We start from the raw sequence: 17,450 nt of genomic DNA on the forward strand, positions 1-17,450 counted from the left end.
CGGTGAGTGACCGCAGTGGTTCTGCTGCACTCCCGGTCCGCCCGGCACTTCCCGCCGCTGTCACCAGCCTGATCCTCACCGGCGCGATCTGCGCGCCACTGTTCGGCGGCTACCTGCTGCACCGCGATGCGGTGGCCGTTCCGCGCACCCCGCTGACCGCGGCCGCCTTGGGGATCGACGGCGCACCGCCGCGCGCGGTACCCCAGGACGGTGTTCTCGCCGTGGCCTCACAGGTCGTCGACGGCGGCTTCCTCGTCGCCGCGGTGATCGCCCTCGCCCTGTTCGCGGCGGGCCTGGGCGCCGGTCTGCTGGCGCAGCGACTGCTGCCGTGGGCGGGCACCGCCGGTGCGGTGGCGGCGACCGGGGTCGCGATCTGGAATCCCTTTGTGGCCGAACGCCTTCTGCAGGGCCACTGGAGCCTGCTGACCGGCTACGCCGCGCTCCCCTGGATCGTCCTCGCGGTCCAGGAGCTCTTGCGCCCTGCCCGCTGGGCCGTCCTCGCCGGGCTCCTCGCGGTCGCCGGGTTCACGCCGACAGGCTCGCTCCTCGGCCTCGTCGTCGCGGCGGTCGCGCTCGCCGCCACCGCACTGGCCCGCCGCCCACTCGCCTGGCTCGGGCTACTCGGCCTCTGGCTGGTCACCGCCCTGCCGTGGCTGGTGGCCAGCACCTACAGCACCGGCGCGACCGATCCGGTCGACGGCGCCGCCGCCTTCGCCGCGCGCGCCGAACCCCTGCTCGGCACCCTCGGCTCGGTGCTCGGGCTCGGCGGCATCTGGAACGCCGACGCCGTCCCGGTCAGTCGGACGTCCGGGTGGGCCGCGGTGGCCACCGTCGCCCTGCTGGTCGTGGTGATCATCGGCGGCGTGGAGCTCTGGCGCCGGCGCCGCGCACTACCGCGCACGGTGCTCGCACTCGGGCTGCTCGCCGTCGCGGTGGCGGTGCTGACCGCCTGTGCCGCAACGGGTCCCGGCCTCGCGGTGGTCGACGTCCTGCTCGCCCACGTGCCGGGCGCGGGCCTGCTCCGCGACACCCAGAAGTTCCTCGCGCTCGCCATACCGTTCTACGCGCTGGCGGCCGCGGCGGCGGTCGGGGCCCTGCGCCGCTGGGTGCCGGCCGGTGTCGCCGTGGCCGGCGTCGCCTTGCTCGTGATCGCGCCCCTGCCCGACCTCGCGTGGGGCGTCGGCGGTGAGCTCGCCCCCGTCGAGTACCCGGACGACTACGCGCGCGTGACGGCGCTGATCGGCGACGACCACCGCGCGGTACTGCTGGTCCCGACGTCGCCGATGCGTGACTTCGCGTGGAACAACGCACCGTCGCTGACCCCGCTGCCCCGCATGCTCGACGCCCCCGTCCTCGTCGACGACACCCTGCTGGTCGACGGCATCGCGGTGGACGCCGCACCGCGCTCCGCGCCCGGCCGGCCCGAGGACCTGGTCGGCGTCGGGTGGATCGTGCGCGAGACGCCGCCGCACGCGGAGTTCGCGCCCCCGCCCGGCGCGCAGCTCGCCTTCGCCGGGGAGCACCTGACCGCGTACCGGCTGCCCGATGCCGTGCCCTTCCGTGCGCCGAGCACCACGGCGTGGGTGCTGGCCGGTCTGGCCCACACCGTCTGGTTCCTGTGCCTGGTCGCGGGACTGCTCAGTGCGCTCGGTGCTCGCGCACGGCGGCGGCCAGCACGGTCGTGACGCCGTCGGCGGTGGCGGCCCACGAGTAGCCCTCGGCGCGGTGTCGTGCCGCCGCCCCGAGCCGCGCGATCTCGGCCGGATCGTCGAGCAGGGCCCGCACCGCGGCGGTGAGCTGCGTCGAGCCGTCGTCCACCAGCACACCGGTGCGTCCGTCGAGGATCGACTCGGCCAGTCCGGCGGAGCTGCGGTAGCCGACGGTCGGGACGCCGTGCTGGGCCGCCTCGATCACGGCCAGCCCCCACCCTTCTTTGCGGGACGGCATCAGGTGCAGGTCGGCGCGCGCCAGCAACCGGTGCTTGGCGATCTCGTCCACGTGGCCGTGGAACTGGACTCGGTCGGTCAGGTTCAGGTCCGCGGTGCGGGCCAGCAGCTCCGGCGACCACCAGCCCGAACCCACCACGTCCAGGTGCACGTCGACGCCGCGCGCACGCAGCGCCGCGGCGGTGTCGAGGGCGTGCTCCACCTGCTTGTGCGGCACCAGCCGGGACACCACGATCAGCCGGGGACGAGCATCCGCCGCCACGGGATCGGCCTCCGTGGGATCGGCAGTCGCGGGATCGGCAGTCGCCGAATCGGTCGTACCGCCGTCGGGCACCGGATCGACGCCGCCGTGCACCACGGTGATCCGCTCGCGGTCCACGCCGAGTTCCACCAGTTCGTCGGCCGACGGCGTGGAGACGGTGAGGTAGCGGCTGCGCCGGTGCACGCGCGGCGACACCCGCGACTCGACGAACCAACCCACGCGCGCCAGCACCGGACCGGCCACCGGCCACTGCTCGCGGTGGCAGTGGTGCACCAGCACCACGGTGGGTGCGCCCGCCACCAGGCGGGCGAAGAAGGGCACGCCGTTCTGGGTGTCGATCACCACGTCCGGCCGGTAGCCGGCCAGCCGCCCGAGCCCCAGACGTGCACCGATAAGCAGCGCCAGCACGCGCAGGTAGACGGTCAGCCGTCCGCCGGTGCGCAGCACCCGCATGCCGTCGAGCCGTTCCTCGCGCGGCGCGCCCGGATAGGCGGCGGTGAGGTAGGTGACGTGGGCGCCGCGGTCGGCCAGCTGGGCGCCGACCCGCTGCAGGTAGCGTTCGCTGCCGCCGCCTTGCGGATGGCCGGTGTCGCGCCAGCACAGCAGCAGGACCTCGGTCGGAGCACTCATCGGATCCAGGGTATGCGAGAGTGAACGCCATGCCCGAGACCGGCTTCGCCCGCTATGCGACGTGGGCCCGCGCGCGCCGTCTGCTGCGCGAGTTCGGCTACGAGCAGACGCAGCCGGACCGGTTCTACTCGGCGCTCGCCGAAGACACCGCGCAGATGGTGGCCGCCTGCCACCCCGCACAGCTCGCCGGCGCGACGGTGCTCGACGTCGGCGGCGGTCCCGGTTTCTTCGCCGACGCGTTCACCCGCCGCGGCGCGGCCTACCTGTCGGTGGAGCCGGACGCCGGGGAGATGCACGCCGCCGGACTGGACCACCGCACCGCGATCCGGGCGCAGGGGCAGCACCTGCCGCTGCGCACCGGTTCGGTCGACGTGGCGTACTCGTCGAACGTGGCCGAACACACCGACCGACCGTGGGAGATGGCCGACGAACTGGTCCGCGTCACCCGGCCCGGCGGCACCGTGATCGTCAGCTACACGCTCTGGTGGGGTCCGTTCGGCGGCCACGAGATGGGGCTAACGCACTATCTCGGCGGGCACCGCGCGGCGCGCAGGTACACGCGCCGCCACGGCAAACTCCCGAAGAACCTCTACGGGGTCTCGCTGTTCCCGATCACCGCGCAGGCCGGACTCACCTGGGCGCGACGGCAGACCGGCGCCGACCTGGTCGCCGCCTTCCCGCGCTACCTTCCGCACTGGACCTGGCCGGTGGTCCGCGTTCCCGGACTTCGGGAGGTCGCGGCCACCAACCTCGTGCTGGTGCTGAGAAAGACCTAGCTCGGCACCTGCGCCCGGCAGGCGAGCGGCCCGCCACTGCTCGTCGACGAGGCCAACAGGTCCTCACCGTGCAGAATCGTGCAGGTCACGGTACCGCTCACCACGATCGCGGTGAGTTCGGCGGAGCCCCCGCGGACGGTGGTGCGCACCGACCAGGGTGCGCCCGCCGCCGCGACGACCTGGTTGCCGTCGGCGCTCTTGTACCCCACCGCGACCACACTGCCGGAGCCGGTGAACTGGTAGGTCACCGAGCCGGGCGCCGCCGTCGGGCGGGTGCGGTCGGGCGTCGACGTCGGGGCCTTGCTGCTGGTCGACGACTCGGACGACGACGGCGCCTCGGAGGTCGTCGTCGACGAACTGCCGGTGGCCTCCGACGACGACGTCACCCGGTCACCGGACCGGAACACCAGGAAGCCGGCCACGATCAGCAGCGCCAACGCCAGCAGCGCGATCACCACCAGCAGCACGGTGCGGCTCGACGACGTGTTCGGACTGTTCTGAGTCATCGCCGCGCTACTCGGTGATGGCTTCGAGCGGCTTGGTGCGCGACGCCGTGAAGGCCGGCCACAGCGCCGCGATCACGCCGACCACCGCCGCACCCACCAGGGTGCCGATGATCAGCGGCCACGGCACGGTGATCGCGTCCAGACCCCAATGGCGCAGCGAACGCACCAGCGGCAACCCGATCGCCAGGCCGACGATCACACCCAGCAGGGCGCCGAAGATCGCGATGTACGTCGACTCCAGGTAGATGGTGCGACGCAGCTGTGCGCGGCTCATGCCGATCGCGCGCAGCATGCCGATCTCCTGCCGTCGTTCCACCACCGACAGCGCGAGCGTGTTGATGATGCCGAGCACGGCGATCACCAGCGCCAGGCCGAGGAGGGCGTACAGGGTGGCCAGCATCTGGTCGATGATCGACGAGAAGCTGTTCTTGAACTCCTCCTTGTCCTGCACCTGCGCGGTGAGGAAGGGCTTGACCGCGGTCTCCAACTGGTCGCGCAGCGCGTTCTGGGCGACGCCCGCCTTGCCCTTGACCAGCACCACGAACGTCATCCGCTGGCTCTTGCTCGGCGACAGCATGTCGAAGGCCCGGTTGCCGATGATCCACTCGCCGAGGGCCGGATTGTCCTGATAGATGCCGGTCACCGTGACCGGGACGTCGACGCCGGTGGTCGACGTGAAGGTGACCTTTTCGCCGAGCTCCCAGCCGCGGGACTTGCGCGTCCCGTCGCTGATCAGCAGCGCATCCGGCTCCACCTGCTCCGAACCCTCCAGCATGTCGATCTGCAGCACGTCGCTCAACGGGCCGCCGACCGGCGTGGTCACCACGGTGTTGCCGTCGTCGAGCTTCACGAAGGCCATGTCGAAGGAGACGACGGTCTGCGCGTCCGGCACGGTCTCCACCGCCGAGCCCACCGCGGCCGACATCGGCCCGTTGTTGCTGCCGGCCACCACGAAGTCCGCGCGGAGCTGCTGGTCCACGCCGGCGTCGATCGCGCTCTTGAACGACGCCCCGAGGGTGCCGATGATCACCACGAGCACCAGGCCGATGGTCAACGCGAAGGCGGTCGCGGCGCTGCGACGCGGATTGCGCACCGCGTTGGTGCGCGCCAGTTTGCCGACCGTGCCGAAAGGCATCTGCAGCACCCGTCCGATGCCGCCGACCACCGGCTGCGAGAGCGCCGGAGCACCCAGCACCACGGCCACGATGATCAGCAGCGCGGCGCCGCCGATCAGCAGCAGTGCGCCCACCCCGTCGACGAAGAGCCCGCCGATGAGCAGGGCGATACCGATCACCGCGAGCACCGCGCCCGCGATGGTCCGGTTGCGCAGCGAACCGGCCCCCGGCTCGGCCGCGCTCATCCGCATGGCCTCCACCGGCGGAATCCGGGAGGCACGGCGCGCCGGAATCCACGCGCTGAGCAGGGTCACGATGATGCCGACGAAGATCGCCGACACCACCGCGGGCCAACCCACCGTCAGCCCGTCCGAGGGCAGGCCGGACGAGGAGGTGAAGCCCTGCATGGCCGCGGCGATACCCACACCGAGACCCAGACCGACCACGCCGCCGAGGAGACCAACGATCCCGGCTTCCAGCAGCACCGACCGCGAGATGTCCGTGCGGCTGGCACCGATGGCCCGCAGCAGCGCGAGCTCCCGGTTCCGCTGGGCCACGATCATCGAGAAGGTGTTGTAGATGATGAACGTGCCGACCAGCAGACCGATGGCGGCGAACGCCAGCAGGATGTACCGGAAGATGTTCAGGAAGGTGGCGACGCTGGCCTTCTGGTCCTCCCGGACCTGCTCGCCAGTACGCACGTCGAAGAGCGCGTCGTCGCCGGTCTTGCCGGCGTTGACCACCGCGTCGACCCGGTCCCGCAGCTCGGTGTCGCTGACCCCGGCCACCGCGGACATGTCGATGGAACCGACGTACTCGCCGTCGGAGAACAGCTGCTCGGCCTGCGACCGCTCGAACTGCACGTTCACCATGCCGCCGGTCGCGGCCGGCATGTCGATCAGGCCCACCACCGTCACCTCGATGGGCGGCGTGACACCGGCCCCGAGGGCGACGACGGTCTTCGATCCGACCTTCAGGTCGGCCTTCTCGGCGGCCGTCGTGTTGAGGACCACCTCGCCGGGTGCGGTCGGCGCGCGACCCTCGACCAGCTGGAAGCCGGCCGAGTCGACGGCGTCTTCCGGCGGAATGTAGGTGGAGCCGATGCTCGGCGCGCCGCCGGTCTGCAGTCCGGAGCCGTCGGCCTTGGCGATGGTCGCGGAGCCGGAGAAGTCGACCTGCAGTTTGTCGATCCCGAGCTTCTCGCGATCGGCGCGCAGCCGGTCGGCGAGCGCGAGCGGCACGCCCGGGCTGTTCTGGTCGGCGGGGGTCACCTCGGCGGCCACCCCGCGCGCGACGTTGTCGAAGATGGCGTTGAACGAGCCCTGGACGGTCGACGTGAAGATCACCGCGGCCGCCACGAAACTCGTGCCGAGCACCACGGAGAAGACCGTCAGGATCAGGCGAACCTTATGGGCGGCAAGGCTTCTCAGGGAAACCTTCCGCATGACGTTGGAAGCCATGGGTCAGTTCCCCTCGCCCTCGCCCAGGCCGCGCATCACCGCGAAGACGTCGTCGGCCGACGGCTTCAGCAGTTCGTGGACCAGCTGGCCGTCGGCCAGGAATACCACGCGGTCGGCGTACGACGCCGCGCGCGGATCGTGCGTCACGATCACCACGGTCTGGCCGAGGTCGTCGACGGCCGCGCGCAGGATCGACAGCACCTCGCCGGACGAGCGCGAGTCGAGGTTGCCGGTGGGCTCGTCGCCGAAGATGATGTCCGGTCGACCCACCAGGGCGCGGGCGCAGGCCACGCGCTGCTGCTGTCCGCCGGACAGCTCGCTGGGCCGGTGCGTGAGGCGATCGGACAGTCCCAGCCGGCCCACCACGGTGTCGAACCACTCCTGGTCGAGATCCCGGCCCGCGATGTCCAGCGGCAGGGTGATGTTCTCCTTGGCGGTCAGCGTCGGCACCAGGTTGAACGCCTGAAAGACGAAGCCGATCCGGTCGCGGCGCATCCGGGTGACGGCCTTGTCCGACAGCCCCTCCAGCGTGACGTCGCCGATACGGACCGTCCCGGAACTCACGTCGTCGAGCCCCGCGAGGCAGTGCATCAGCGTGGACTTACCGGAGCCGGACGGCCCCATGATGGCGGTGAACTGGCCCGCCGAGAAGTCGATGGACACATCCCGCAGCGCCAGGACCTCCGTCTCCCCCGAGCCGTACTTCTTGCTAGCGTGCTGTGCACTCGCCGCGACGGGTCCCTGCTGGAGCTCTGTAGCTGAAGTCATGGGCTATACGGTTCCAGACCGCGGGCCCGCGCGCCATCGGGGGACCCCCTGATCCTCGCCCGGGAGAGTCCCGGACAACGACGCGACCCCCGGAGCCGAGTGGTTCCGGGGGTCGCGAAGAAAGCGATCAGGCGTTGTCGAGCCGCTGCACGAGGGCGTCGAGTTCACCCTGCAGGGTGGCCGGCAGCTTGTCGCCGACGAACTCGTACCACTCGTTGATCGACGGGATCTCGGCCTTCCAGGCGTCGACGTCCACCGTGAGCGCCTCGGCCAGATCCGCCGGATCGATGTCCAGGCCGGTCAGGTCGATCTCGCCCGGTGCGGCGACCGTGCCGATCGGGGTCTCGACGCCGTCGACGCTGCCCTCGATGCGGTCGATCATCCACTTCAGGACGCGGCTGTTCTCGCCGAAGCCCGGCCACAGGAAACGGCCGTCGTCGCCGCGGCGGAACCAGTTGACGAAGAACACCTCGGGCAGCTGGGCGCCCTCGCGCTCACCGAGGTTCAGCCAGTGCTGGAAGTAGTCACCGACGTGGTAGCCGAGGAACGGCAGCATGGCCATCGGGTCGCGGCGCACCACGCCGACCTTGCCCTCGGCGGCGGCGGTCTGCTCGGAACCCACGGTGGAGCCCATGTAGACGCCGTGCTTCCAGTCGCGGGCCTGGGTGACCAGCGGAACGGTGGTCTTGCGACGGCCGCCGAACAGGATCGCCGAGATCGGCACACCGTTGGGGTCGTCCCACTCCGGGGCCAGCGTGGGGCACTGGCTCATCGGGGTGCAGTAGCGCGAGTTGGGGTGCGCGGCCTTGGTGCCCGACTCCGGGGTCCAGTCGTCGCCGTGCCAGTCGATCAGGTGCGACGGCACCGGACCGTCGATGTCCTCCCACCACACGTCGCCGTCGTCGGTGCGCGCGACGTTGGTGTAGATGGTGTTGCCGGCCTCGATGGTCTTCATCGCGGTCGGGTTCGACGAGTGGCTGGTGCCCGGGGCGACGCCGAAGAAGCCGAACTCCGGGTTCACCGCGTACAGGCGGCCGTCGGCGCCGAAACGCATCCAGGCGATGTCGTCGCCCACGGTCTCCGCGCGCCAGCCCGGCAGGGTCGGCTCGATCATCGCGAGGTTGGTCTTACCGCACGCCGACGGGAAGGCCGCGGCGATGTAGTAGACCTTGTCCTCCGGGCTGATCAGCTTCAGGATCAGCATGTGCTCGGCCATCCAGCCCTCGTCGTGGGCCATGGCCGACGCGATACGCAGCGCGTAGCACTTCTTGCCCAGCAGTGCGTTGCCGCCGTAGCCGGAGCCGTACGACCAGATGACACGGTCCTCGGGGAAGTGCGCGATGTACTTCTCCGGGTTGCACGGCCAGGCGACGTCCTGCTGACCGGGCTCGAGCGGAGCGCCGACCGAGTGCAGCGCCTGGACGAAGAAACCGTCGTCGCCGAGCAGCTCCAGAACCGGGGTGCCGACGCGGGTCATGATCTTCATCGACAGCACGACGTACTCGGAGTCGGTCAGTTCGACGCCCAGCTTGGGGTCTTCAGCGCCGAGCGGGCCCATGCAGAACGGGATCACGTACATGGTGCGACCGCGCATGCAACCGCGGTACAGCTCGGTCATGGTGGCGCGCATCTCGGCCGGGTCCACCCAGTTGTTGGTGGGGCCGGCATCTTCGGCGGTCTTACTGCAGATGAAGGTGCGCGACTCGACGCGGGCGACGTCGGCGGGATCGGAGAGGGCCAGGTACGAGTTGGGCTTGCGCTCCTCGTTCAGCTTTTCGATGGTGCCGGCCTCGACCAACTGCGTGGTCAGGCGGTCCCACTCTTCGTCGGTTCCGGCGACCCAGACCACGCGATCGGGCTGGGTGAGCTCGGCGACCTCCGCAACCCAGGCCAGCAATCCGGCGTGATTCGTGGGTGCGCTACCGGCTTCCAAGCCGGGAATGGTCGCAGCGGTCATTGAGCTGTCTCCTCGCTATTGCCAACTCCGCGCGGTCCGTCACGCCCGCACGGTGGCCCTCATGATACCGCCGGATCAGAACCGAAGGCACAGGCACTCGGACCAGCCGCTATTCGAGCCGTCCCAACGTCCCGGCGTGCCACTGCCCGGTCTCCGGATCGAGGTGGCTCACCGCGTAGTCGCCGGTCGGATCCAGTTCGGTGATGCGGTCGACGCGGCCGTCCGCGTCGGTGTCCGTATACACCGTGAGTTGACCGTCCTCTCCCCTGGTCAGCGAGTCGGGGACCCCGTCGGCGTCGGCGTCCAGCCGAGCCGGCCCCAGATCCCAGGCGGTCTCCCCGGAGAAGACCCACAGATGACCGTCCAGGGGCGCGTCGTCGGGCGCGGGGAGAGATTGGTCACCGACGCCGTCGACCGCGCCGAACCCGGACAACTCCCCGTCGCCCACCTCCATATTCCAGTCGACCATGTGCTCCTCCTTCTACTGCTGTCTCGAAGGTTGGACGCACGGGGTGCCCGTTCGGTTCCACAACTCGCGGGTCAACTGCGCTTCGGCGGTGCCCAGCCCGGCCGCCACCGCGTGCTCGAGCGCGCTGCGGGTCGCGGCGACGGCTTCGGCGCACGCCTGCGCTCGCGCGGCGCGGACCGCGCCGGAACGACGGACCGCCACCACCCCCGCGGCCACGGCCAGCCCGGCGAGCACCGTCAACACCGTGCCCGCGGCGCCGAGCCCGGCCCACTGCACCAGCGGCACCACGCTCACGCGGCCCAGACCCAATCCCGCCGAAGCGCCCAGCGCCAGCACCACCGCGTCCTCGGCGGCGAAGCGGCGGCCGGGCGCCGGGTCGAGCGGCGGCGCCGGCGGGGTGAGCGACCGACCCCGGTCGAGCGGCGCTCGCGCGATCCCCGGCACGCCGAGCAGTGCGGTCGCCCGGATGTGGTCCACGCCCGCGGCCAGCTCGTCGTCGATCCGGTCCCGGTACGCCAGCAGCGCCGTCTGCAGCCACGATCGGAACGTCTCGGACTCGCGCGGGCCGAGCCGACCGCTCGCCGCGCGGGCCCGCTGGGACAGGTCCTGGGCGCCGGCCCGGACGTCCCCGGCCAGCTGCGCGCGCAGCTCCGTGAAACCGACCCGCGCCCCGGCCAACCGCTCGGTGCGCGCCGTCGCCGTCGGTTCGGCCGCGGCCTTGGGCGCCGCAGCCTCGGGAACTTCAGGCTCGGGGACCGTCGCCTCCCGGGCGCGCGGCTCCGGGCTCGTGCACCACCGCGCCACCGCGTCCACCCCGGCCCCGTCGGGGCCGACGGCGAACACCGGCAGCCGTCGGTCCGGGTCGAGGATCGCGCGCGCCTGCGCCAGCCGCGCGGGCCAGGCGCGGTCCTGCCCGGCCCCGACACCGACCAGCGCGATCGGCGTCGGGGTGCCGCGCAGGCGCGCCATCAGCTGCTTCTCGACGGTCCCCACCGCACAGGTCAGGTCCACCGCCAGCACGGCGACGTCGCACCGCGGGCGCACCGGAACGACGGCCCAGCTACGCACCTGACCGATGCCGGGCTCGCCGCGCAGGACCGACGCCAGCGGCTCCGGGTCGACCCCGGCCACCAGCACCACGGTCACCGCGTCCACCGCGCCTGCTGCACGACCCACGCGCGGCGCCGCCGCTGTGTACGGTGCGCGTCGAGCGCCGGGGTCACCGCCCGCAGCGGCCCGGCCAGCGCGGCGAAGCCGCTGTCGGCCCGCAGCCGATCGGTCAGCGCTGCACGTTCGGCGGCAGGATCCCGCCGGTCGGGGACCGTCGCGCAGTGGGCCAGTGCCGTCCGCAGGCCGGCGGCGCCCAGCGCATCCAGGGCCGCGGCGCGGCGGCATCGTTCCTCCGGGTCGGGCGTCTCCACGAAGGCCGCGGGCGGCGACGGCAGCACGATCCCCCCGCGGGCCCAGCGCCGCAGGTCCGCGAGCAGGGCGTCGTCGACGGTCACCGTGGCCAGCAGCGCGGACACCGGATGCACCGGCCGCCGCAAGTCCTCGGCGGCCACGCCGGCAGCCGGTGCGGCGCGCGGCCCGCGGAGGTCGGCCTTGCCCGCCACCACGAGTACCGGGCGCACCTGCCCGTGCAGAAAGTCCCGGTCGCAGGGGCGGACCACCGCACCGAGGACGTGTACCAGCAGGTCGGCGGCCGCGTGCCGCGCGGGCGGCGCCGCGGGCCCGTAGGCCGGAAGGCCGAAGTGTCCGGACAGCGCCGCCGCCACGGTGTCCCGACCGGTTCCGCCGTGCCCGGTCACCGCGATCGAGAACGCCATCGTGCCGTCGTGATCCATACGTGCCTCCCCCAAGGCCCGGCCCGTCTCCCCCAAGACGGATGGACTTCGACGGTACCGCCGCAACGCCGATCCGGGTGTCGAATACCTCCGAGCCGGGCGAATGCGGGACCATGGTCGGGTGAACACCGATGCCACCGCCGGGCCGCAGGACGACACCGACCGCTCGCGCCTCTATCCGCGGGTCACGAGTTTCCGCTTCCGTCGCGGCTCATTGACCGCCGGTCAGACGCGCAATTGGGAGCAGTTGTGGCCGACGATGGGCCGCGATCTGCGGACCGGTCCCGACCGCGCGACCGAACCGCCGCTGGACGCGCCGACCTGGTTCGGCCGCACCGCACCGCTGATCATCGAGGTGGGCAGCGGCACCGGGATCTCCACCGCCGCGATGGCCGCCGAGGAACCCGACCACGACGTGGTGGCCGTCGAGGTCTACCAGCCCGGCCTGGCCCAGCTGCTCGGTCTCGTCGACCGCGGCGGCCTCACCAACGTCCGCATGGTGCGCGGCGACGCCACCGTGGTGCTGACCGAACTGGTCGAGTCGAACAGCCTCGCCGCGGTCCGCGTGTTCTTCCCGGATCCCTGGCCCAAGTCGCGGCACCACAAGCGCCGGTTCCTGCAGTCGGGCACCATCGCCCTGATCGCCGACCGGCTGGCGCCCGGCGGGATCCTGCACATCGCCACCGACCACGCCGACTACGCCGAGTGGATCGCCGAACTGCTGGCCACCCAGGATCCGGCACAGCCGCACGTGATCCCGTTGACCTACGATTCGCCGATCCTGCTGGAGCGCCCGACCACCAAGTTCGAGGGCCGCGCCGAGCGCGAGGGCCGCGACGTCAACGAGTTCGTCTACGTGAAGCCGCAGGTGAAGGCATGAACACCACCCCGGACACCACCAAGCGGGTCCTGCTCGTCTGGGACGCCCCCAACATGGACATGGGTCTCGGCGGGATCCTCGGCGGACGCCCCACCGCGGCCCACCGCCCCCGGTTCGATGCACTCGGCCGCTGGCTGCTGGGCCGCACCGCCGACATCGCCGAGGGCCACGACGAACTGATCGCGCCCGAAGCCACCGTCTTCACCAACATCGTCCCGGGCAGCGCCGAAGTGGTGCGCCCCTGGGTCGACGCCCTGCGCAACGTCGGTTACGCGGTCTTCGCCAAGCCCAAGCTGACCGACGACAGCGACGTCGACCAGGACATGCTCGACCACATCGCGCTGCGGGAGCACACCACCGGCCTGGCCGGCGTCTTCGTCGCCTCCGCCGACGGTCAGGCCTTCCGCGAGCCGCTGCTCGACCTGGCCCGCCAGGGTATCCCGGTCACCGTGATCGGCTTCCGCGAACACGCCGCGTGGGCGACCACCGCCACCGAACTCGAGTTCATCGATCTCGAGGACATCCCGGCCGTCTTCCGCGAGCCGCTTCCCCGCATCAGCCTGGATGCACTGCCCGACGACGGTGCGTGGCTCATCCCGTTCCGGTCGCTGTCGACCCTGCTCAAGTAGCGCTGACCGAATAGACGTTCGGGCTCCGCCCGAGCAAATGATCGGGCTGGCCCCGAGGGACCTGCTGGGTTCTCTCAGGCCGACCTGGAACAATTCCCAACGGGTTTTTGTCCGCGGAAGGAAGGAACCGGCGTGTTCGGATCCATCGGCTCATTCGTCTATCGAATGCGCTACACGGTCATCGCCGTGCTCGTCGTCCTCATGGGAGGGCTCGGCATCTACGGCCTGTCCCTGCCGAATTACCTCTCCCAGAGCGGCTGGTTCGCCCCGAACTCGGAGTCGGTGACCGGCTCGGTCATCGCCGACCAGTCCCTGGGGCGAGACCACAAATCCGACGCGCTGCTGCTGATCACGCCGCCGGAGGGCACGTCGATCGACGATCCGGCCTTCGGCGCGAAGGTCGAGAAGATCGTCGACGACATGGTGGCCGAGTTCCCCGGCATCATCAGCCGCGAGAGCCCGAAGAACGCGCAAGACCTCACGCGCGCCGGTCTCATCGACCCCTTCGCGGAAGCGACCAACTCCTCGCAGCAGATCGCGCAGGACATGAAGCGCGAGCGGATGTGGAACAAGGACGAGAACGTCGGCTTCATCTCCATCGGCATCGTCGGTAACGACGACACCACGATCCTGAAGAACTACCAGACCGTCGAGCCGTTCTTCCAGAATCTGGCCGAGCGGTACGACATGCCCGGCACCACCTTCCAGCTCGCCGGCCTGCAGCCCATCGCCGGTGCCATGAGCAAGGGCATGGAGCAGGACATCAAGCGCGCCGAGCTGATCGCGTTGCCGGTGGTGGCGCTGATGCTGCTGTTCGTCTTCGGCAGCGTGGTGGCCGCCGTCCTTCCGGTCCTGATCGGCGGTCTCACCATCGCCGGTTCGCTCGGCATCATGACGATGCTGGCGCAGGTCACCGAACTGAACGTCTTCGCGCAGTCGGTGGTCACGCTGATCGGCCTGGGCATCGCGATCGACTACGGCCTGTTCATGGTCAGTAGATTCCGCGAGGAGTTAGCCGAGGGCTATACAGTCGAAGCCGCGGTCCGAAGATCGGTGATGACCACAGGTCAGACCGTCGTATTCTCCGGCACCATCATCGTCGCCGCCCTGGCCTGTCTGTTGATGTTCCCGCAGCCCTTCCTGAAATCGGTGGCCTACGGCGCGATCTTCTCGGTGGGTCTGGCGGCGATTCTCTCGATCACCGTGCTGCCCGCGATCCTGGCGATCCTGGGCCGTCGTATCGACGCCTTCAGCGTTCCGTTCCTGAACCGCACCCAGACGCGCGACGAGATCATCAACGGCTTCTGGGGCAAGCTCTCCGGCTGGGTGATGAAGCACCCGGTCAAGACCGCCGTGCCGACGGTCCTGCTGCTCCTGGCCCTGATCATCCCGTTCAGCAACATCGCCTTCGGCGGTATGAGCGAGGCCTATCTCCCGCCGAACGACTCGGCGCGGAAGGCCCAGGAAGACTTCGACCGGTACTTCCCCGCGGAGCGGACCGAAGAACTCAAACTCGTCATCCTCAGCGACCCGGGCGACGACGAGGCCGGCAGCAAGATCGCGACCATCGCGGCCGAGGCCAACAAGATCCCCGGTTTCACCAAGAAGTTCTCGCCGACCACCGATGGCGGCGGCATGACCGGCGTCTACGGCGATCCGGACACCGGTTACCCCGTCACCCAGATGTCCGCGGGCCTGGTGGATCGCGACAACGCGGCCGAGGCCATCCGGGAACTGCGTGCCATCGACACGCAGGGGATGCGGATGTACGTGGCCGGCATGCCGGCCCTGACCCAGGACTCCATCGACTCCCTGCTCGATCTCCTTCCGCTGATGGCGGTGCTGCTGGTGCTGGTCACCGGCCTGCTGACCTTCCTCGCGTTCGGTTCGGTGATTCTGCCGATCAAGGCCGCACTGATGTCCGCGCTCGGCCTGGGATCCACGCTCGGCATTCTGACCTGGATGTTCATCGACGGCCACGGCTCCTCGTTGCTCAACTACACGCCGGGACCGCTGTTCGCGGCCGTGCTGGTGTTGATCATCGCGATCGTCTACGGCTTGTCGACCGACTACGAGGTGTTCCTGTTGTCTCGCATGGTGGAGGCGCGCGCGCAAGGCGCGAGCACCACCGAGGCGATTCGCGACGGCACGGCGCTCACCGGTCGCCTGATCACCGCTGCCGCCGCGATCCTGGTGGTCGTCACCGGCGCGTTCGCGCTGTCGAACATCGTGATGATGAAGTACATCGCGTTCGGCATGATCGCGGCGCTGATCCTCGACGCCACCGTGATCCGCATGCTGCTGGTGCCGTCGGTGATGAAGCTGCTCGGCGACGACTGCTGGTGGGCGCCGCAGTGGATGCTCAAGCTGCAGCGCAAGATCGGCCTCGGCGAGACCATCCTGGAGGACGAACCGCAGTTCAAGGAGCACGCCCTCGCCGGCGTGCCCAGCGGCAGCACCAGCGCCGGCGGGGTGGTGGCCGTCGCCCAGGCGGAGACCACGCAGCTGCGCGTCCAGCTGCCGGACGAGCCGCGCCCGACGGCCGGTCAGGCCGAACCCCGAAGCCTGCGCGCATTGGCTCGTCGTTCCCGCAAGGACGACGACGTGTCGTCGTCGAGCCACCTCGACGAACTGGCCGACGAACCGGCACCGCAGGCCGCCCCCGCCTCGGAACCGGCCGTGGACCCGGAGCCGAGCCCGGCACCGGCGCCGCGCCCGAACCCCTCCGTCGGCCCGGACACCGGGTCCTGGCGTCTCGGCGTCGGCGGCGTCCGGCAGGGCAACCGCGACCTGCGGCCCCGTCCGCAGCCGATGGCGCGCCCCGCGGTCCCGGCGCCCCCGGAGCCGCCCGCTCCGCCGGCACCCCGTCCGCAGGGTCCACCGCCGCAGGCACCCGGACCGGCAGCGCAGCGTCCGCCGCAGACCGGCCCGTATCCGGTGCCGGAATCGCACGGTGAACCGGACCTGCCACCGCAGTACGGCAAGCCCGCGCAGCGCCCGACGCGGGAACGCCGCTCGGACCGGAGCGAACAGATCAGCGTGCAGGATCTGCTGCGCCGCAGCCGCGGCGGGGAGTCCGACCAGGACTGACACATTGGTGCGGGAACGTCGCCGGACACTAGGGTGCTACCCATGACCGACGACAAGCCGGAACGCCGGGCGTGGCGCCGTTGGCTGCGCGTCGGCATCGTCGTCGCCGTGATCGCGATCCTGTCCACGGAGGCGTACCTCGTGTGGCCGCACCTCGCGCAGGCGTGGGATCACCTGGGCGAGATCAACTGGTGGTGGGTGCTGGCCTGCATCGTCGCCGCCGTGCTGTCGATGGACAGCTACGCGCAAGTCCAGCGCGTGCTGATGCACTCGGCCGGGGTGCGCGTGCGGCAGCGGGAGTCGTTGGCGGTGGTGCTGGCCTCCAACTCGATCTCGCAGACCATGCCCGGCGGCCAGGTTCTGGGTCCGGCGTTCATCTACCGGGAGAGCCGCAAGTGGGGTGCCAGCCCGGTGGTCGCGTCGTGGCAGCTGGTCATGTCCGGCCTGCTCGCCGGTGTCGGCCTGGCCGTGCTCGGTCTGGGCGGCGCACTGCTCGCCGGCGCCAAGACCAGCCCGTTCTCGGTCATGTTCAGCGTCGTGGGCTTCGTCGCCTTCCTCGCCGTGATTCAGTACTTCGCCTCGCACCCGGAGTCGCTGGAGGGGGCGGGCCGCCGCCTCCTCGGCTGGATCAACAACCTCCGCGATAAGCCGCGCGACCACGGCGTCGCGCGGCTGCAGCGAATCCTCGGTCAGCTGCAATCGGTGAAGCTGACCCGCCGGGCCGGGGCCGAGGCCTTCGCCTGGAGCTTCTTCAACTGGGTCGCCGACGTGGCCTGCCTTGCGTTCGCCTGCTACGCGATCGGCGCCGAACCCGGCTTCGCCGGCCTGATGGTGGCCTACGCCGCCGGCAAGGCGGTCGGCACCGCGGTGCCGCTGCTGCCGGGCGGCCTCGGCGTGGTCGACGCCGTCCTGGTCCCGGCGCTGGCCGCGGCCGGCATGTCCGGCGCCAACGCTCTGCTCGCCGTGCTGATCTACCGCATCATCAGCTACTTGCTGATCGCCCTGATCGGCTGGGTGGTGATCGCGCTGCGCTACCGCGGCGCGATCAGCGCGCGCGACGACCTCCGCAGTGAGATGGCACGCGAAGAGGGCGACATCAGCCCTGCCGGATAGCCTGG

14 protein-coding genes are annotated in these 17,450 nt (G+C 70.9%); 6 read left to right on the top strand and 8 right to left on the bottom strand.

From position 1 onward, the window contains the following. The first annotated feature begins 2 nt into the window (after window positions 1–2). Window positions 3–1,685 (top strand): MmpA family trehalose lipid delivery protein, encoded by a 1,683-nt coding sequence (locus ABD989_RS11610; protein ID WP_246992746.1) that lies wholly within the window; start codon window positions 3–5, stop codon window positions 1,683–1,685. On the opposite strand, the gene ABD989_RS11615 is transcribed toward ABD989_RS11610, so the two are convergent. Next, window positions 1,639–2,838: a glycosyltransferase family 4 protein gene (locus ABD989_RS11615; protein WP_345313598.1), complete on the bottom strand. Its 1,200-nt coding sequence runs from the start codon at window positions 2,836–2,838 to the stop codon at window positions 1,639–1,641. The two genes, ABD989_RS11610 and ABD989_RS11615, sit on opposite strands and share 47 nt — an antisense overlap. A 29-nt stretch (window positions 2,839–2,867) precedes the next feature. Between ABD989_RS11615 and ABD989_RS11620 the strand changes: the two genes are divergently transcribed. After that, window positions 2,868–3,614, top strand: a complete 747-nt coding sequence (locus tag ABD989_RS11620) for a class I SAM-dependent methyltransferase (RefSeq protein ID WP_345313599.1) — start codon at window positions 2,868–2,870, stop codon at window positions 3,612–3,614. Here the strand turns inward: ABD989_RS11620 and ABD989_RS11625 are convergent. From ABD989_RS11625 to ABD989_RS11655, 7 genes are all read right to left on the bottom strand, one after another. After that, a complete protein-coding gene (locus tag ABD989_RS11625) occupies window positions 3,611–4,120 on the bottom strand; it encodes a hypothetical protein (protein ID WP_345313600.1) in 510 nt (169 codons plus the stop codon). The two genes, ABD989_RS11620 and ABD989_RS11625, sit on opposite strands and share 4 nt — an antisense overlap. Before the next feature lie 7 nt (window positions 4,121–4,127). Further along, window positions 4,128–6,695 (bottom strand): ABC transporter permease, encoded by a 2,568-nt coding sequence (locus ABD989_RS11630; protein WP_345313601.1) that lies wholly within the window; start codon window positions 6,693–6,695, stop codon window positions 4,128–4,130. A gap of 3 nt (window positions 6,696–6,698) precedes the next feature. Next, window positions 6,699–7,463, bottom strand: coding sequence for an ABC transporter ATP-binding protein (locus tag ABD989_RS11635; protein WP_345313602.1), 765 nt, complete (start codon window positions 7,461–7,463; stop codon window positions 6,699–6,701). Window positions 7,464–7,590: 127 nt separating this feature from the next. After that, complete coding sequence (locus ABD989_RS11640; protein ID WP_246992758.1) at window positions 7,591–9,420, bottom strand: phosphoenolpyruvate carboxykinase (GTP); 1,830 nt, start codon at window positions 9,418–9,420, stop codon at window positions 7,591–7,593. A gap of 109 nt (window positions 9,421–9,529) precedes the next feature. Continuing rightward, window positions 9,530–9,889, bottom strand: a complete 360-nt coding sequence (locus ABD989_RS11645; protein ID WP_246992760.1) for a DUF6802 family protein — start codon at window positions 9,887–9,889, stop codon at window positions 9,530–9,532. Window positions 9,890–9,901: 12 nt separating this feature from the next. Continuing rightward, window positions 9,902–11,065, bottom strand: coding sequence for a hypothetical protein (locus ABD989_RS11650; protein ID WP_345313603.1), 1,164 nt, complete (start codon window positions 11,063–11,065; stop codon window positions 9,902–9,904). Continuing rightward, window positions 11,032–11,733: a hypothetical protein gene (locus tag ABD989_RS11655; protein WP_246992764.1), complete on the bottom strand. Its 702-nt coding sequence runs from the start codon at window positions 11,731–11,733 to the stop codon at window positions 11,032–11,034. Before ABD989_RS11655 ends, ABD989_RS11650 begins: the two co-directional genes overlap by 34 nt. A 103-nt stretch (window positions 11,734–11,836) precedes the next feature. Here ABD989_RS11655 and trmB point away from each other — a divergent pair, with 103 nt between their 5' ends. From trmB to ABD989_RS11675, 4 genes are all read left to right on the top strand, one after another. After that, window positions 11,837–12,613, top strand: coding sequence for a tRNA (guanosine(46)-N7)-methyltransferase TrmB (trmB, locus tag ABD989_RS11660; protein WP_246992766.1), 777 nt, complete (start codon window positions 11,837–11,839; stop codon window positions 12,611–12,613). Then, window positions 12,610–13,242 carry an NYN domain-containing protein gene (locus ABD989_RS11665; RefSeq protein ID WP_345313604.1) on the top strand — a complete coding sequence of 211 codons (633 nt, stop codon included), beginning with the start codon at window positions 12,610–12,612 and terminating at the stop codon, window positions 13,240–13,242. Before trmB ends, ABD989_RS11665 begins: the two co-directional genes overlap by 4 nt. Before the next feature lie 132 nt (window positions 13,243–13,374). Then, window positions 13,375–16,332: an MMPL family transporter gene (locus tag ABD989_RS11670; RefSeq protein ID WP_246992770.1), complete on the top strand. Its 2,958-nt coding sequence runs from the start codon at window positions 13,375–13,377 to the stop codon at window positions 16,330–16,332. Between the two features lie 42 nt (window positions 16,333–16,374). Continuing rightward, window positions 16,375–17,445 (top strand): lysylphosphatidylglycerol synthase transmembrane domain-containing protein, encoded by a 1,071-nt coding sequence (locus tag ABD989_RS11675; protein WP_345313605.1) that lies wholly within the window; start codon window positions 16,375–16,377, stop codon window positions 17,443–17,445. Window positions 17,446–17,450: the final 5 nt, after the last annotated feature.

The organism is Gordonia alkaliphila (genome assembly GCF_039542465.1).
Taxonomy (GTDB): domain Bacteria; phylum Actinomycetota; class Actinomycetes; order Mycobacteriales; family Mycobacteriaceae; genus Gordonia; species Gordonia alkaliphila.